The sequence below is a fragment of the Acidiphilium sp. 20-67-58 genome, assembly GCF_002255515.1.
Taxonomy (GTDB): Bacteria; Pseudomonadota; Alphaproteobacteria; order Acetobacterales; family Acetobacteraceae; genus Acidiphilium.
In genome coordinates this window covers 1-15,931 of the sequence record NZ_NCAS01000046.1, presented here as the reverse complement: position 1 = coordinate 15,931, position 15,931 = coordinate 1, and the positions used below count along the sequence as shown (strand labels likewise).

General features: G+C 70.2%; 14 protein-coding genes. 7 read left to right on the top strand and 7 right to left on the bottom strand.

The window, feature by feature from the left end:
- Positions 1–169: 169 nt before the first annotated feature.
- Genes B7Z76_RS14095 through B7Z76_RS14070 form a run of 6 tightly spaced genes read right to left on the bottom strand, consistent with a single transcriptional unit; the run spans position 170 to position 5,896 of the window.
- Positions 170–1,051, bottom strand: a complete 882-nt coding sequence (locus tag B7Z76_RS14095) for a ParB/RepB/Spo0J family partition protein (protein ID WP_174503477.1) — start codon at positions 1,049–1,051, stop codon at positions 170–172.
- On the bottom strand, positions 1,048–1,839 hold the full coding sequence (locus B7Z76_RS14090; RefSeq protein ID WP_174503478.1) for a ParA family protein: 792 nt from the start codon (positions 1,837–1,839) through the stop codon (positions 1,048–1,050). Before B7Z76_RS14090 ends, B7Z76_RS14095 begins: the two co-directional genes overlap by 4 nt.
- Positions 1,829–2,485 (bottom strand): 16S rRNA (guanine(527)-N(7))-methyltransferase RsmG, encoded by a 657-nt coding sequence (rsmG, locus tag B7Z76_RS14085; RefSeq protein ID WP_291344726.1) that lies wholly within the window; start codon positions 2,483–2,485, stop codon positions 1,829–1,831. Before rsmG ends, B7Z76_RS14090 begins: the two co-directional genes overlap by 11 nt.
- On the bottom strand, positions 2,482–4,212 hold the full coding sequence (gene mnmG / locus B7Z76_RS14080) for a tRNA uridine-5-carboxymethylaminomethyl(34) synthesis enzyme MnmG (protein ID WP_174503480.1): 1,731 nt from the start codon (positions 4,210–4,212) through the stop codon (positions 2,482–2,484). The genes rsmG and mnmG overlap by 4 nt, the downstream gene beginning before the upstream one ends.
- 35 nt (positions 4,213–4,247) lie before the next feature.
- Positions 4,248–5,549 (bottom strand): tRNA uridine-5-carboxymethylaminomethyl(34) synthesis GTPase MnmE, encoded by a 1,302-nt coding sequence (gene mnmE, locus B7Z76_RS14075; RefSeq protein ID WP_291344724.1) that lies wholly within the window; start codon positions 5,547–5,549, stop codon positions 4,248–4,250.
- Positions 5,546–5,896, bottom strand: a complete 351-nt coding sequence (locus B7Z76_RS14070) for a ferredoxin (protein WP_174503482.1) — start codon at positions 5,894–5,896, stop codon at positions 5,546–5,548. Before B7Z76_RS14070 ends, mnmE begins: the two co-directional genes overlap by 4 nt.
- Before the next feature lie 99 nt (positions 5,897–5,995).
- On the opposite strand from B7Z76_RS14070, the gene B7Z76_RS14065 reads away from it, so the two are divergent.
- The 4 genes from B7Z76_RS14065 to B7Z76_RS14050 all read left to right on the top strand — a co-directional run bounded on the left by B7Z76_RS14065 (position 5,996) and on the right by B7Z76_RS14050 (position 11,414).
- A complete protein-coding gene (locus tag B7Z76_RS14065; RefSeq protein WP_174503483.1) occupies positions 5,996–8,050 on the top strand; it encodes a thioredoxin domain-containing protein in 2,055 nt (684 codons plus the stop codon).
- Positions 8,051–8,121: 71 nt separating this feature from the next.
- Complete coding sequence (locus B7Z76_RS14060) at positions 8,122–9,234, top strand: Mrp/NBP35 family ATP-binding protein (protein ID WP_291344721.1); 1,113 nt, start codon at positions 8,122–8,124, stop codon at positions 9,232–9,234.
- A gap of 4 nt (positions 9,235–9,238) precedes the next feature.
- Positions 9,239–9,706 (top strand): DNA polymerase III subunit chi, encoded by a 468-nt coding sequence (locus B7Z76_RS14055; protein ID WP_291344719.1) that lies wholly within the window; start codon positions 9,239–9,241, stop codon positions 9,704–9,706.
- Between the two features lie 49 nt (positions 9,707–9,755).
- Positions 9,756–11,414, top strand: a complete 1,659-nt coding sequence (locus B7Z76_RS14050) for a tetratricopeptide repeat protein (RefSeq protein ID WP_174503486.1) — start codon at positions 9,756–9,758, stop codon at positions 11,412–11,414.
- A gap of 80 nt (positions 11,415–11,494) precedes the next feature.
- Here the strand turns inward: B7Z76_RS14050 and B7Z76_RS14045 are convergent, their stop codons facing one another.
- On the bottom strand, positions 11,495–12,667 hold the full coding sequence (locus B7Z76_RS14045; protein ID WP_291344717.1) for an aminoacetone oxidase family FAD-binding enzyme: 1,173 nt from the start codon (positions 12,665–12,667) through the stop codon (positions 11,495–11,497).
- 151 nt (positions 12,668–12,818) lie between these two features.
- Here B7Z76_RS14045 and B7Z76_RS14040 point away from each other — a divergent pair, with 151 nt between their 5' ends.
- From B7Z76_RS14040 to B7Z76_RS14030, 3 genes are all read left to right on the top strand, one after another.
- Positions 12,819–13,907, top strand: coding sequence for a glycosyltransferase family 4 protein (locus B7Z76_RS14040; protein ID WP_174503488.1), 1,089 nt, complete (start codon positions 12,819–12,821; stop codon positions 13,905–13,907).
- Positions 13,908–14,053: 146 nt separating this feature from the next.
- On the top strand, positions 14,054–15,577 hold the full coding sequence (locus B7Z76_RS14035) for a hypothetical protein (RefSeq protein WP_291344716.1): 1,524 nt from the start codon (positions 14,054–14,056) through the stop codon (positions 15,575–15,577).
- 56 nt (positions 15,578–15,633) lie between these two features.
- Positions 15,634–15,931, top strand: a 298-nt coding sequence (locus B7Z76_RS14030; RefSeq protein WP_291344715.1) for a hypothetical protein, incomplete at its 3' end; no start/stop codon positions are given.

Here is a 15,931-nt window from a genome sequence, read left to right as displayed (position 1 = left end):
ATGTTCCAAGTCCTCCAAACAGACTTGAATCAGACGCCCCGTAGTCATGGCAATAGGTACAGAACCTAGAGCACTTTCCGATCCTGCTGGATCGGATGTAGTGCTCTATCAAATAGACAAACAGAGCATCTTTACCCGATCAGATGAGTCCATCTGATCGGGTAATGCTCTAGTCGCTCCCGCCGCGCAGCAGCCGCAGAATGCCGTCCAGCTGGTCGAGATCGCGGTAGAACAGCGACACTGCGCCGCTTTTTCCGTCATACGTGACCTTGACCCGCAGGCCGAGCGCCCCGGCCAACTCGACTTCGAGGTTGCGCGTCACGCTGTCGTCCTGGAGCTCGCGCGGCGCGCGCTCGGGCTTCGGCGCCAGTGCCGACTGAACCAGCGCCTCGGTCTGCCGCACCGAGAGCCGCTTCGCCGCGATCATCCGTGCCGCTGCCTCGGGGTCGGGGTGCTGGAGCAGGGCGCGGGCATGGCCGGCGCTCAGCTCGCCGTTGCGCAGCGCGGTCTGCACCGGCACCGGCAGGTTCAGCAGCCGCATCATGTTGGCGACATGCGGGCGCGACTTGGCGACCGCCCGCGCCAGATCCTCCTGGATCAGCCCGAATTCCTCGACCAGGCGGCGATAGCCCTCCGCCTCCTCGATCGGGTCGAGATCCAGCCGCTGGAGGTTCTCCACCAGCCCCGCCGCCATCGCCTCGCTGTCGGTCAGGGCGCGGACCAGCACCGGCACCTCGTGCAGGCCGGCACGCTGCGCCGCGCGCCAGCGCCGCTCGCCGCCGATGATCTCATATTGCCCGGCCTTCCCCGGCATCGCCCGCACCAGCAACGGCTGCAGCACGCCCTGCGTCCTGAGCGATTCCGCCAGTTCCTCGAGCGCCGCTTCGTCCATCGCCCGGCGGGGCTGGAACGGGCCCGGATGCAGCGATGCGACCGGCAGATGCCGCACGCCCTCGCCGCTGACGGCCTGTCCGGCCGCCGCCACGGTGCCGGGCCCGAGCAGCTCCGCCAGCCCCTTGCCGAGCCGGCGCGGCATATCCCGCCCGCTCACAGGCTTGCCTCCGCCACGGCCTGACGCTGCAGGAATTCCGCCGCGAGCGACACATAGGCCTGTGCGCCGATCGAGCGGAAATCATAGAGCAGCACCGGCTTGCCGTGGCTCGGCGATTCGGTGATGCGGATGTTGCGCGGAATCGCGGTGCCGAATACCCGGGCGCCGAAATAGGCCCGCACATCGTCCGACACGGCCTGGGCGAGATTGTTCCGTCGGTCGAACATGGTCAGCACCACCCCTTCAAGCGCCAGGCCCGGATTGAGCGAATGACGCACCAGATCGATTGTCCGCATCAGCTGACTGATCCCCTCCAGCGCGAAAAACTCGCATTGCAGCGGGATCAGCACCGAAGAGGCCGCCACCAGCGCGTTCAGCGTCAGCAGGCCGAGGCCGGGCGGGCAGTCGATGAACACATAGCCGAACTGCCCGGCCAGCCCTGGCTCGGCCAGCGCCCGCTGCACCAGCCGCTCGCGCGCCTCGGCGCCGGAAAACTCGATATCGGCGCCGATCAGATCCTCGGTCGCGGGAATGATCAGCAGGCCCGGCACCTCGGTCGGCAGCACCAGGGTCGCGGCCGGGGCTTCGCCGGTCATCAGCGCGTAGCTGCCGATGCCCCGCTCGCCGGTGGCGATGCCGAAGCCGGTGCTCGCATTGCCCTGCGGATCGAGGTCGATCAGCAACACACGCTCGCCGGTCGCGGCCAGCGCCGTCGCGAGGTTGATGGCGGTGGTGGTCTTGCCCACGCCGCCTTTCTGGTTCGCGATTGCGATGATCTTAGGTTGCACGGCGTAACTCGCTGATGCGGAAAATCATGGCCCCGGGATCGGTCAGACTCGGGACGTGTTCAGCGTTCATGTGCCAGTTCTCGCACGCCGCGGTCAATTCGGCCATCGCCGAACGCCCCTTGAGAAGCACGCATTTCCCGCCCGGCGCGAGTAACGGCGCGGCATAGCCGAGCAACTCGGGAAGCGGGGCCAGGGCGCGGGCGGTCACCAGCTCAACCGGATCGAGCCGCACCTGCTCGATCCGCACCGGCAAAACCGTGGCCGCGAGCTTGAGTTCGGCAATCGCCGTTTGCAGAAACGCCGCCTTGCGCCGGTCGGATTCGATCAGGGTGAAGCTGATATCCGGCCGGGCGATCGCCAGCACCAGCCCCGGCAACCCGCCGCCGGAGCCGAGATCCGCCGCACGGAACGCCCCCTGCGGGATCAGCGGCAGCAGCTGGAGCGAATCGAGAATATGCCGGTTCCAGATATCCGCGGCGCAGGCATCCTTGCGGGAGACGAGGTTGATCCGCGCCGTCCAGCGCAGGATCAGCGCGGAATAGGCCTCAAGTCGGACCAATGTTTCACGTGAAACAATAGCCTCGATCCGCGCCAATGTTTCACGTGAAACATTTTCCCCCGCGCGATCCGCCGCCGCGACGCTCATGCCGCGACCGCGCGCGGCCGGCGCAGGGCGGCGAACAACGCCCCCAGCGCCGCCGGGGTCATACCCTCGAGCCGGCCGGCCACACCGAGCGTTTCCGGGCGCACCCGCTCGAGCCGGGCAAGGATTTCGGCGGACAGGCCGCCAACAACGCCATAGTCGAAATCCGGCGGGATCAGCACCGCATCATCCTTCGCCCGCGCGCGAATCTCGCTCTCCTGCCGCGCCAGATACCCTTCATAAAGCCGGTCCGCCGCAACGATCGCCGCCGCCCGCGCGCCGCCCGCGCTGCCCGCGCGCACCGCCGCAACCTCGACCTCAAGTGCCGCGAACGCCGCCCGCCGCGCCGGGCCGATGCAGCCCCAGTCCAGCCCGCGCGGGGTCAGCCGCAAATCGGCATTGTCCGCCCGCAAGCTCAGCCGATGCTCCGCCCGCGAGGTGAACATCCGGTAGGGCTCGCTGACCCCCCGCGTCACCAGATCATCCACCAGCACACCGATATACCCCTCATGCCGGCGCACCGAGACCACGGCTCGCCCCGCCGCGACCAGCGCCGCGTTCACGCCGGCCAGCAGCCCCTGCGCGCCCGCCTCCTCATACCCGGTGGTGCCATTGATCTGCCCGGCCAGGAACAGCCCCGGCACCTTCTTCAGCGCCAGCGCGTGGCTCAACTCGCGCGGATCGACATAATCATACTCAACCGCATAGCCCGGCCGCAGCAACACGGCGCCGGAAAGCCCCGGCATGGTGCGGATGAACGCTTCCTGCACCTCTTCCGGCAGGCTGGTCGAAATTCCGTTCGGATAAACCGTCTCGTCCTCCAGCCCCTCCGGCTCCAGAAACACCTGATGCCGGGGCCGCTCGGCGAAGCGCACCACCTTGTCCTCGATCGAGGGGCAATAGCGCGGTCCCGCACCGTCGATCCGCCCGCCATAAACCGCCGAGCGGTGCAAATTGGCGTTGATGATCGCATGGGTCTGCGGCGTCGTCTCGCTGATCCGGCAGGAGATTTGCGGGTTGGTAATCCGCCCGGTGAGCAGGCTGAACGGCGCCGGCTCCGCCTCCCCCCGATCCTCCGGCAGCGCCTCCCATTCGATCGAGCGCCGGTCCAGCCGCGCCGGCGTGCCGGTCTTGAGCCGGCCGAGCGCCAGGCCCAGCCCGCGCAGCCGCGCCGACAGCGCGTTCGACGCCGCATCGCCAACCCGCCCGCCTTCCTCCGTGCGCTCGCCAAAATGCAACACACCACGCAGGAAGGTGCCCGTGGTCAGCACCGCCGCCCGGCAGGCGATGCGCCCGCCCGCGCCGGTAATCACCGCCGCCAGCGCTCCATCCGCCGTCAATTCAAGATCGGCCGCCTCGCCTTCGAGGATCGTCAATCCATCCTGCGCGGCCAGCAGCGCCTGCACCGCCGCGCGATACAGCCCCCGATCGGCCTGTGCGCGCGGGCCCCACACGGCCGGCCCCTTGCTGCGGTTGAGCATCTTGAAATGGATGCAGGCAGCATCCGCGGCCCGGCCCATGATGCCATCCAGCGCGTCGATCTCGCGCACCAGATGCCCCTTGCCGATCCCGCCGATCGCCGGATTGCACGACATCTCGCCGATCCGGTCTCGCCGGTGGGTCAGCAGCAGCGTCCGCGCCCCCATCCGCGCCGCCGCCGCCGCCGCCTCGGTGCCGGCATGGCCACCGCCGATCACCACAACATCGAACATCTCGCGCAAGCTCGTCATGCGCGGGCCTATAGCACCATTTGCCGAGGGGAAGGCTATTTGCCGATGCAGAAGCTGGAAAATACCTGGTCGAGCACGTCCTCGACGCCGATCGTCCCGGTCAGCCGGGCCAGCGCCGCCGCCGCCGCCTGCATCTCCTCGGCCCGCAATTCCGGCACGTCGATGGCAAGCGCCCGGTCCAGCGCCGCCGCGACATCGCGCAGGCAGGCGATCTGCCGCGGCCGCGGCAGCGCCGGCCCGGCGCCGCGCTCGACCAGCGCCTCCACCCGCGCGCGCAACGCGACCAGCAATTCCGCCAGCCCCGCGCCCGTCCGGGCACTCACCGCCAGCATCCCCTCCGGCACCGCGCCGGCCAGATCCGCCTTCGTCGCAATCCGTAGCGCCGGCACACCTGCGGGCGCGTCGGGGAGTGCGAAATCGGGCGCGGCACCGCAGAGCAGCAAAAGATCCGCCCGGCGCGCATGAGCCTCGGCGCGGCGCACGCCCTCCGCCTCGATCGCATCGTCCGACCATCGCAGCCCCGCCGTGTCCACCAGCCGGACCGGAACCCCGCCAAGGTCGAGCCGCACGCCGATCGCATCGCGCGTCGTCCCCGGAATGTCGGAGACGATCGCGACCTCCTCGCCGGCCAGCGCGTTGACCAGGGTGGATTTGCCGGCATTCGGCGCGCCGAGCACGACGATCTCCACCCCCTCGCGCAGCCGTTCCGCCGCAAGCCCGGCGCCGATGGCCACCGCGATCTCGTCGCGCAGCCGCGCCATCGCGGCCAGCATCCCGGCTTCCACCGCCGGGGGCAGGTCTTCATCGGCGAAGTCGATCAGGGCGGCGAGCTGCGCCATCAGCCCGATCAGCGCCTCCCGCCAGGCGGCAACCGCGCGGCTCATCGCCCCGCCGGCAAGGTCGAGCGCGAGTTGCCGCTGCGCCTCGGTCTCGGCGTCGATCAGGTCGGCAATGCCCTCGGCCTCCAGCAGGTCGAGCCGGCCGTTGAGGAAGGCGCGGCGGGAGAACTCGCCCGGTTCCGCCGGCCGCGCGCCGAGGTCGAGCAGGGCGGCGGTGATCGCCGCGCGCACCGCCCGCCCGCCATGCAGGTGGAATTCGGCATAATCCTCGCCGGTCACGCTGGCCGGGCCGGGAAACCACAGCAGCAGCCCCCGGTCGATGATCCCGCGCCGCGCATCGCGGAAACTCCGCAGGCTCGCGTGGCGCGGCGCCGGCAGGCTGCCGGCCAGCGCCCCGATCACCCGCGCCACCCCCGCCCCGCTGAGGCGGAGGAGCGAGATGGCGCCGCCGACGCCGCTCGCCGGCGCGAAGATCACGTCGGGCGGAGCGAGACTCATTTTGCCGGCGCGACCTCGGCCGGCAGCATCAGCTCGGCGACCGGTCGGCCACCCTGCACATCCTCGATCAGGATGCGGTCCACCGCATCGCGGTCCGGCACGCGATACCAGCGTCCCGCCGGGTAGATCACCATTGTCGGCCCGTGCTCGCAGCGGTCGAGACAGCCGGCGGCGTTGATGCGCACGCCTTGCAGCCCGAGTTCCTTCGCCCGCGCCTTCATGTAATCGCGCAGTTTCTCCGATCCCTTGCCGCCGCAGGAGCCGCGCGGATGTCCCTCCGGCCGGTGATTGCCGCAGACAAAGACGTGATGGGCGAAATAGGGAGGCTGTGCCGGAACATCATTCATGTCGTTCAGCTTTCATATCAATCTCGGGAAGAGCCCTCGCGTTCGGGCGCCGGACTGCTATCTACCGGAGCAGAACCGCTTCAGAAAGTCCGCAGCTCCATGTCCAGCACGCTCGACCGCAACACCCTCGCCGACGCCACCTCGCCCTATCTGCTCCAGCACGCCGACAATCCGGTGCACTGGCAGATGTGGTCGGACGCGACGCTTACGGCAGCACGGGCGGCGAACCGGCTGATCCTGCTCTCGATCGGCTATGCCGCCTGCCACTGGTGCCACGTGATGGCGCATGAGAGCTTCGAGGATCCGGCGACGGCGGCGCTGATGAACCGGCTTTACGTCAACATCAAGGTCGATCGCGAGGAACGGCCGGATATCGATGTCATCTACATGGCGGCGGTGCAGGCGATGGGCGAGCAGGGCGGCTGGCCACTCACCGTGATCATGACGCCGGATGGCGCGCCGGTCTTCGGCGGCACCTATTTCCCGCCCGAGCCGCGCTGGGGCCGGCCCTCCTTCCGCCAGGTGCTGGAAATGGTCGCGGATGCCTGGACCAAGGATGGGGAGAAATTCGCCCGCAGCGGCGCATCCCTGCTCAAGCGCATCGCCGCCCACGCCGAGCTGAAGCCCGGCGCGCCGATCGCCCCCGGCGACCTCACGGCGGTGACCGAGCGGTTCCTCGGCATGATGGACTGGGAGGAAGGCGGGCTGCGCGGCGCGCCGAAATTCCCCAACGCGCCAATCTTCCGCTTCCTCTGGAGCGAATATGCCCGCACCGGCCGGCACGAGGCGGGCGCGGTCGTCGCCCTGATGCTCGCGCGGATGGCGCAGGGCGGCATCTGCGACCATCTCGGCGGCGGCTTCGCCCGTTACGCCACCGATGCGAGCTGGCTGGTGCCGCATTTCGAGAAGATGCTCTACGACAACGCGCAGCTGCTCGACCTGCTCGCCCTCGCCCATGCCGCCGAGCCGGACCTGCTGCTGGCCGCCCGCGCCGATGAGCTGGTCGAGTGGCTGCGGCGGGACATGCGGGCGCGGCACGACCCCGCGCCGGATGGCACGCTCGCCTTCGCAGCCTCGGAAGACGCGGATTCCGAGGGCGAGGAAGGCAAGTTCTATGTCTGGACGCGCGACGAGATCGCCGCCGTGCTGGGGCCGGACATGGCGCTGTTCGAGGATCATTACCCCTGCCCCGCCGCCGGCAACTGGGAGGGCAAGCTGATCCTCACCCGCGCGACCCACCCCGAACACCCCGAGACCGAGGCGCGCCTCGCCGCCCTGCGCGCCCGCCTCTTCGCCGCCCGCGAAGGCAGGGTGCGGCCCGGCTGGGACGACAAGATCCTGGCCGACTGGAATGGGCTGGCCATCACGGCACTGGCGCGGGCGAGCGCGGTCTTCGCCCGGCACGACTGGCTCGATCTCGCCGTCGCGGCGCACGGCGCCGTCACCGCCCTGCTCGGCCGCGAGGACGGCCGGTTCGACCATGCGCTCCGCCGGGGCAAGATCGCGGCCGCCGGCCTGCTCGACGACCAGGCGGCGATGCTGCGCGCCACAATCGCCCTCTACCAGGCAACCGGGCGCGCCACCTATCTCGACCAGGCGGAACGGATCGCCACGGTGACACTGGCCGCCTACGGCGACGGCCAGGGCGGGCTCTACCTCACGGCTGCGGACGCGGCCGACCTGCCCGGCGGCCTTCGTCCGCGCGCCTCGTTCGACAATGCGACCCCCTCCGGCGCCGGCCTGTTCGCCGAGGGGCTGGCGATCCTGCATCATCTGACCGGCAGCGCCGCGCATCGCGATGCGGCGGCGGCGCTGATCGGCGCGCATACCGGCGAGCGGCGGGCCCTGTCCGCCTTCCCCACCCTGCTCGGTGCCGCGGCGCTGCTGGAGGAGGGGGCGAGCGTCGTCATCGTCGGCGATGCCGCCGATCCGCGTTTCGCCGCACTCCACCGCGCCGCCCTCGCCCATTTCGACCCGGCGGTGGTGGTGCTGCCGGTGGGCAATGCCGCATCGTTGCCGGACGGCCACCCGGCGCATGGCAAGATTGCCGCCGAACCCGCCGCCTTCGTCTGCCGCGCCCAGGCCTGCTCGCTGCCGGTGAGCGATCCGGCGCTGCTGCGCGGCCAGATTTCCCAACGCGCCGGCGTGGCGTAAACCAGCGTGGCGTAAACCGGCGTGGCGTAAACCCGACCACAGGCTGACCCAGAGGCAGACAAGGACAGATCATGGCTGCGATAGACGAAACTGCGGTGCGCGCGCGCATCGGCGCCTTCCGGACCGCGGAGGGCGCGGGCATTCCCGCCGGCATGGTGGACAGCGTCGCCACCCGCGAGGGGCTGGTGCAGGTGGCACTGATGGTGGCGAAGGCGGATGCCGCGCGGCAGGAGCCGATGCGCCGGGCGCTGGAGGCCGATCTCGCCGCGATGCCGGGGGTGCGCAACGCGACGGTGATGTTCACCGCCCCACGCGCCGCCGCCCCGCAGCCACAGGCCCAGGCCCAGGCCCAGGCCCAGGCCCAAGCCCAGGCGCAGGAGCCGGGCACACTGCTCGGCCAGGTGGGCTCGATCGTCGCGGTCGCCTCCGGCAAGGGCGGGGTCGGGAAATCGACCGTCGCGGTCAATCTCGCTGTCGCCCTGGCGCGGCAGGGCAAGCGCGTCGGCCTGCTCGATGCCGACATCTACGGCCCCTCGCTGCCGCGCATGCTCGGCACGAAGGGCAAACCCGAGATGGCGGGCAACAAGCTCGTGCCCATCGAGGCCTGGGGGCTGAAGGCGATCTCGATCGGCCATGTCGTCGAGGAGGAAACCGCGATGGTCTGGCGCGGGCCGATGGTGCTCAACGCGCTGACCCAGCTGATGACGCAGGTCGCCTGGCCCGAGCTGGATGTGATGGTGCTCGACCTGCCGCCCGGCACTGGCGACGTGCAGCTCACCCTCGCCCAGCGGCTGAAGCTCGCCGGCGCGGTGATCGTCTCCACCCCGCAGGACATTTCGCTGCTCGATGCGCGGCGCGGCATCTCGATGTTCCGCCAGGTGCGCGTGCCGATCCTCGGCGTGGTCGAGAACATGAGCTTCTTCTGCTGCCCGAATTGCGGCACGCGGACCGATATTTTCGGCCATGGCGGCGCCGAGGCCGAAGCGGGGCGGCTCGGCGTGCCGTTCCTCGGCGCGGTGCCGCTTCTGGCGCCGATCCGCGAGACCTCGGATGCTGGCACGCCGATCGTCGCCAGCGCGCCGGAGAGCGAGGCCGGGCGCGCCTTCGCCGCGGTAGCCACGGCGGTGGCGGCCGGGCTCGACGGCGCCGGGCCGGCGCGCGGGCCGCGCATCGTCATCGAATGAGATAATGGCCCAGGTCGGCTTCTACCACCTGACGCGCACCGGGCTGGAAGCCGCCCTGCCCGCCCTGCTCGCCCGCACCCTCGCCGCCGGCGCGCGGGCGGTGGTGCGCGGCACCGACCCCGCCCGGATCGAGGCGCTGGACGCCGCCCTCTGGCGCGCGCCGGGGGTGGACTGGCTGCCCCACGGCACCGCCGCGATGGGTCATGGCGCCCACCAGCCGATCTGGCTCACCACCGGGGAGGATGTGCCGAACGGCGCGCGGTTCCTGTTCCTGGTGGACGGGGCCACGGCGGCGCTGGACCGGTTCGAGCGGGTATTCGACCTGTTCGACGGCAACGATCCGGACGCGGTTGCGGCGGCGCGGGCGCGCTGGAAGGCGGCGCGCGCCGAAGGCCACGCGCTGACCTACTGGCAGCAGGGCGAATCCGGCTGGATCAAGCAGGCGGAGGTCGCGCCGGAAACGCCGCGTTAAGCTTTTCATGCGAGGTTCGGGGCTCGACGACCAAGAGGGTCCCCCGCCGATGGATGCACACGCCAGACAATTGTTCGAGGGCGGCAATCAAGCCGTTGCCGCCGGGCGTCACGAGGAGGCCGCCGCCCTCTTCACCGCCTGCCTCGAACACGCGCCGGGCCAGCCGGAGGTGTTGCTCAACCGCGCCAATGCGCTGCAAATGTCAGGCCGGCCGAAAGAGGCGATCGAGGCCTATCTCGCCTGCGTGCGGGTGGCACCGCGGCTCGGCCTCGCCTATTGCGGCATGGCCGAGGCGCTGCGGCAGCTTGGCCTGTTCGAGCAGGCCAAGGCGATGGCGCTCGAAGGCGTCGCGCAAATGCCGGACAACATCGATGCGCTGATCTGCCTCGGCGGCAAGCATTTCGATCTCGGCGAATTCAACGAGGCGGCGCGGGTCTATGGCGAGGCGCTGGCGCGCAGCCCGCTGCATGGCGGCGTGCTGAACAATCTCGCCAACGCGCTGCATTGCCTCGGCGAGGTCGGCGCGGCGCTGGTCATGCATGAGCGCTGCTACCGGCTGGAGCCGAGCAACCCGACCTGGCGCTACAATCTCTCCCTCACCCTGCTGGCGGCGGGCGATTTCCGGCGCGGCTGGGCCGAGCATGAATGGCGCGGGCGCCAGCCGGTTGCCGCCGAGGCCGGGCCTGCGTGGCGCGGCGAGGATCTGGCCGGCCGCCGTGTCCTGCTCGTCGCCGAACAGGGGCTGGGCGATACGCTGCAATTCATCCGCTATGCGCCACTGGTGGCCGCGCGCGGCGCCGAGGTGGTGCTCGACGTGCCGCCGGAACTCGCGCGCCTGGCCCGCAGTGTCGAGAGTGTCGCAGAGGTGGTCACGCGCGGCGACGCCCCCCCGCGAGCCGACATGCACGCCCTGCTGATGAGCCTGCCCTGGCTGTTCGGCACCACCATCGAGACGATACCGGCGAGCATCCCATATCTCGCCCCGCCGGACGCGCTGCGGGCGGACTGGGCGGCGCGGGTCGGGGACGAGCCGAAGCTACGCGTCGGCCTCGTCTGGGCCGGCGGCTCGCGGCCCGATGACATCGATTGCGAGGTGATCGACCGGCGCCGCTCGATCGGCGATCCCACGCAGCTCACCCGCCTCGCCGGCATCGGGCCGGTCCGGTTCTACAACCTGCAAAAGGACCGCACCGGGCTGCCGGCGGCGCTGGAGGCGGTCGATCTCATGGGCGAGGTCACGGATTTCGCGGATACCGCGGCGCTGGTCGAGCAGCTCGACCTCGTGATTACGGTGGATACCTCGGTGGCGCACCTTGCCGGCGCGCTGGGAACCCCGGTCTGGATGCTGTCGCGCCGCGACGGGTGCTGGCGCTGGATGCAGGATCGCGCGGACTCGCCCTGGTATCCGAGCATGCGGATCTATCGCCAGACGACCCAGGGAGATTGGGCCTCGGTGCTCGACCGCGTGGCCGCCGATCTGCGCAGCTTCGCCGCCACCCACACCCCCGCCCGCAAACCCGCGCCGCGCCCTGCCGACGTGACGGAGACCAGCGTGGCGGAGACCAGCGTGGCGGGCGCCGGCGTGGCAGCCAGGGCGGCGCCGAAGGCCGATGCCGCCGGCAAGACTTCGCCCGAGTTGGGCCGCGCGGCGATCACCGGCGCGGGCAATGCGCCGATCTTTGGCGGGACAGCGCGGGCAACGGCCTGAGCGACGCCGGCCGGACCGCGCCAGTCAGGCCGCACCAGTCAGACCGCCCCAGTCAAGCCGGTCCAGTCAAGCCGGGCCAGTCAGGCCGCGCTGCCGGCGGCCCAGCCGCTGGCCCAGGCCCACTGGAAATTGTAGCCCCCCAGCCAGCCGGTGACATCCACCGCCTCGCCCACCACGAACAGGCCGGGCACGCCGGTCGCCGCCAGGGTGCGCTGCGACAGATCCGCCGTATCCACCCCGCCGGCGGTGACTTCGGCCTTGGCGTAGCCCTCGGTGCCGGCTGGCAGGATGGTCCAGGATTTGAGCCGGGCGGCGAGGTCGAGCAGGGCGCGGTCGGCGATCGCGGCGATCGGGCCGGGTGGCAGCGTCGGGGGCAGGAACGCGTCCGCCATGCGCTGCGGCATCACCCCGCCGAGCAGCGTGCGCAGCCCGGATTTCGGAGCCTCGCGCTTGCGGCGGAGCAGGAAATCCGGGCTTTCGTCGGGCAGCAGGTCGATGCCGATGGTCAGGCCGGCGCGCCAGGCGGTGGAGACCTGGAGGATGGCGGGGCCGGACAGGCCGCGATGGGTGAACAGCATTGCCTCGCGGAAGCGGGCGCGGCCGCAGGTGGCCACCACCGGCTGCGAGACGCCGGCGAGCGGAGTGGCGCGGGCGCGCTCCTCGCCCTCCAGCACGAAGGGCACCAGCGCCGGACGCGGCGCCACGATGCGCAGGCCGAAGCGGGCGGCGAGATCATGGGCGAAGCCGGTGGCGCCGAGTTTCGGGATCGACAGGCCGCCAGTGGCGAGGATCAGCGATCCGGCAGCGACGGGACCGGCCGAGGTGGCGAGGCGGAAATCCGGCGCGCCGCCGATCTCGCTGATGGTGCAATGGGTGCGGATCTCCACGCCGGCGGCGGCGCATTCGGCGAGCAGCATGTCGACGATGGCGCGGGCCGAGCCATCGCAGAACAGCTGGCCGAGCGTCTTTTCATGCCAGGCGATGCGGTGCGCCTCGACCATGGCGAGAAAATCCCGTGGCCGGAACCCGGCCAGCGCCGAGGCGCAGAAGCGGCGGTTTTCCGAGAAGAAGCGGTCCGGCGCCGTGTGGATGTTGGTGAAATTGCACCGCCCGCCGCCGGAGATCAGAATCTTGCGGCCGGGTTCGGGCGCATGGTCGAGCACCAGCACACGGCGGCCGCGCCGGCCGGCGGCGATCGCGGCCATCAGCCCGGCGGCGCCGGCGCCCAGAATGATCACGTCGAACTGCCGCATGTCTGCTCCCAGCGAACCAACCGCTTCACCCGCCATAAAGCAGGCGCGCGGCGGCACCAAGGGCGCCTCAGGGCCGGCTTGCCATGGCTGCGGAGGGCAGATGAACGGCCAGATTGATGCGGCGCCGAACTTCGTTCATGGATAACGCCGCATGAACACGGTCTCATATTTTCCCCATTCCGGCATCGCCTCGCTGGCCTTGCCGCGACATCTGGCGCTGTTCGCCGGGCTGGCGCTATTTTCCGGCTTCGTCGTGCGGCTGATGATCGCCATCGGCGTGCCGGACCGGCCGGACGCGCGCAAGGCCCATACGCAGGTGATGCCGAAGGCTGGCGGGGTCGGCATCGTCAGCGCGTTTCTGCTCGGCATCGTGCTGCTCTATCGCTATGGGCATGTGTCGCGGCTGGCCGCACCGGTGTTTCTCGGGGTGATCGCGGCGGCCGTGCTGATCGCGGCGGTGTCGCTGCTCGACGATTTGCGGGATTTTCCCTTCGCGGTGAAGCTCGGCGCCCAGCTCGCCGCCGCGCTGGTCGCGGTGGGATCGGGGATTTCGGCGGTGCGGTTCGACCTGCCGCTGGTCGGCGGGGTCGCGCTCGGCGCTGCGGGGCCGGTGCTCTCGCTCGGCTGGATCCTGTTCGTCACCAATGCGATGAACTTCATCGACGGGCTGGACGGGCTCGCGGCGGGCACCACGCTGGTGACCTGCCTGTTTCTCGCCGGCATTGCCGGGCTGCATGGCGGTTTCTTCGTCTATACCACGGCGCTGCTGCTGGCCGGCGGGGTGGCCGGGTTCATGCCGTTCAACTGGCCACGCGCGCGGATTTTCATGGGCGATGTCGGCAGCCAGTTCTGCGGCTTCATGCTGGCCGTGCTCGGGATTGCGGCGACGCATTACCAGGACATGCAGCTCTCGTTCCTGGTGGTGCCGCTGCTGCTCTCGGGCGTGTTGCTCGACGTTGCGTTCACCCTGGCGCGGCGGGCGCTGGCGGGGAAAAACCTGGCGCGCGCGCATCGCGGGCATCTCTATCAGGTGGCGCATCGCGCCGGGGTCGATCCGCGACTGATCGCCATCGTCTATTGGGGGTTTGCGGCATTCGGCGGGCTCGTCGTCATCTGGTTTCTCGGCGCGCCGACGGGGTGGAAGCCCGTGGTGGTGTTCGCGCCGCTGATCCCCTTCGGCCTGTGGGCCGGCTTCGTCGCCCACCAGGCACGGGCGGCGCGGATCGGCGATTGGGGATAAAAGCCTAGGAATATTATCCTGCGCTGTCGCGCGGCGGAGGACGCGACGCGTCGCACGCGGATATGGATCGGCGACAACCTCTCATGTATGACGACATCATGCATGGAAATTCGACAACGCCCAAGACAGGACCGCGGCCCGGCCGCTTGGGCGCTGTGCGCGGGGTTGCGCCGCACTGGATCGCCGAACTCGTTTTCTGCCTCGTCATCGGCGCGCTGCTCTCGCTCGCCTACCGCACCGATGCCAATTGGGACTTGCAGAATTATCACCTTTACGCGCCGTTCGCGGCGCTGCACGGGCGGCTCGGACTCGACTATTTCGCCGCCGGGTTCCAGGGTTACCTTAATCCGTTGCAGGACATGCCCTATCTGCTGGCGCGGACGGCGCTGTTCGATCGCGCACCACGGCTACTGGCGCTGTGCGCCGGGCTACCCTTCGGATGTCTTGCCTTCATCGTGTTCCGTCTCGCGGCGACGCTGATCGAGGATCGGTGGGGGGCGATCTTCGCAGCGCTGATCGGGCTGACCGGGGCGACGACGCTTTCGGAAATCGGCACGACATTCGACGATATCCTGACCGGCTGCGTGGTGCTGCCGGCGCTGCTCGCGATTGTCGGGCGGTGGCGCCACGCCACCGCGATCGCGGGCGGCCTCTGCGGCTTCGCCATTGCGCTGAAGCTGACGGCGGTGATGTTCGTGGTGCCGCTGGCCGGCGCCATTGTCATCATGGCGCCGGCGCCGCGCGCGGTGCTGGCCAATGCCTGGCGGTTTGCGCTGGCGGCGACACTGGCTTTCGCGCTCGGCTATGGCTGGTGGGGGGTGCTGCTGTGGCGGCAGTTCCACGATCCGGTGTTCCCGCTGCTCTCCGGGCTGTTCCACGCGCGGCTCGCCCCGCATCTCGACCCGCGGGACACGCGGTTCCTGCCGCGATCGCTAGCCCAATGGATCGCTTATCCGTTCTACTGGATCGAGGGGCGCAGCTTCGTCGTGACCGAGATGAGGCTACGCGACCCGCGCTTCGCGCTGGCCTGGCTCGCCGCCGTCAGCCCCGCGGTGACGCTGACGGTGGGGGCTCTGCGGCGGCGGACGGCGCCACTGCCGCCGCCGGCGCGGGCGCTGTGGTGGTTCATGATCGTGTCGTATGTGACCTGGCTGCCGCTATTCTCGATCCTGCGCTATGCGCTGCCGCTGGAGGTGTGCACCGGCATCATGGTGGCAACGGCGCTGCGGCAGTGGCTGCCGGCGCGCGCTGCGACGCGGGTGACGCTCGCGATTCTGCTGGTCTGCCTCGCGGTGACCGAACCGATGGAATGGGGGCGGATTGCCTATGGCCAGCATCTTGTCCAGGGGCGTCTGCCAGTGCTGCCGGCGGGCGCGGTGGTGCTGATGCGCGGGGCGCCGATCGGCTTCGTCGCCCTGCATCTGGCCGCACCGGGGAACCGGTTCGTCAATCTCGCGGAGCTGGCGACCGCGCCGGCGGAACAGCGCATCGTGCGCCGGCTGATCGGCGCCGCGGCGCCGGCGTTTCTGCTGACCAACCTGCCGGTGGCGGGGGCGGCACCGGGCCTGCTGCCCTATGGCCTCACGGTCGATCCGGCACGGTGCCGGCCGATCCGCACGGCAACGCAGCGGACGATTCGGCTCTGCCCGCTGGAGCGCCGCGGCGGGTGATGGACCAAATGACGCCCTGAACCGAAGCGGGACGCGATGAACAGCGGACCGCGCGGATGGAGCGCGAGATTTTACTCCGGCTCGCTTTCATCGAAATAGTCGAGATCGATCTTCTTGATCTCGACGACGCTCGCCACCCGGACGCCGACACCAAAACGGATCAGCAGACGGGTCAGTTCGTCTCCGTCGATCAGGATGAGGCGCAAATGCCCGGACTGCGCCGCCTTGTTCCTTGCTGCTTTCGAAAAGCCCGACGGAGCTATGGCGGAATTTGGGTGACGCGGCGTGATCAGGCGGCGCGGCTCTGGGTGGCGTCGGATTGTGCGACGCCGTCGTTGAATCTGACGCCTTCGA

Coding starts and splice junctions, on each gene's coding strand:
- mnmG (WP_174503480.1), bottom strand. CDS start 4,212: ATGACGAGCTTGCGCGAGATGTTCGATGTTGTGGTGATCGGCGGTGGC.
- B7Z76_RS14040 (WP_174503488.1), top strand. CDS start 12,819: ATGAACACGGTCTCATATTTTCCCCATTCCGGCATCGCCTCGCTGGCC.
- B7Z76_RS14060 (WP_291344721.1), top strand. CDS start 8,122: ATGGCTGCGATAGACGAAACTGCGGTGCGCGCGCGCATCGGCGCCTTC.
- B7Z76_RS14070 (WP_174503482.1), bottom strand. CDS start 5,896: ATGAATGATGTTCCGGCACAGCCTCCCTATTTCGCCCATCACGTCTTT.
- mnmE (WP_291344724.1), bottom strand. CDS start 5,549: ATGAGTCTCGCTCCGCCCGACGTGATCTTCGCGCCGGCGAGCGGCGTC.
- B7Z76_RS14050 (WP_174503486.1), top strand. CDS start 9,756: ATGGATGCACACGCCAGACAATTGTTCGAGGGCGGCAATCAAGCCGTT.
- B7Z76_RS14045 (WP_291344717.1), bottom strand. CDS start 12,667: ATGCGGCAGTTCGACGTGATCATTCTGGGCGCCGGCGCCGCCGGGCTG.
- B7Z76_RS14055 (WP_291344719.1), top strand. CDS start 9,239: ATGGCCCAGGTCGGCTTCTACCACCTGACGCGCACCGGGCTGGAAGCC.
- rsmG (WP_291344726.1), bottom strand. CDS start 2,485: ATGAGCGTCGCGGCGGCGGATCGCGCGGGGGAAAATGTTTCACGTGAA.
- B7Z76_RS14065 (WP_174503483.1), top strand. CDS start 5,996: ATGTCCAGCACGCTCGACCGCAACACCCTCGCCGACGCCACCTCGCCC.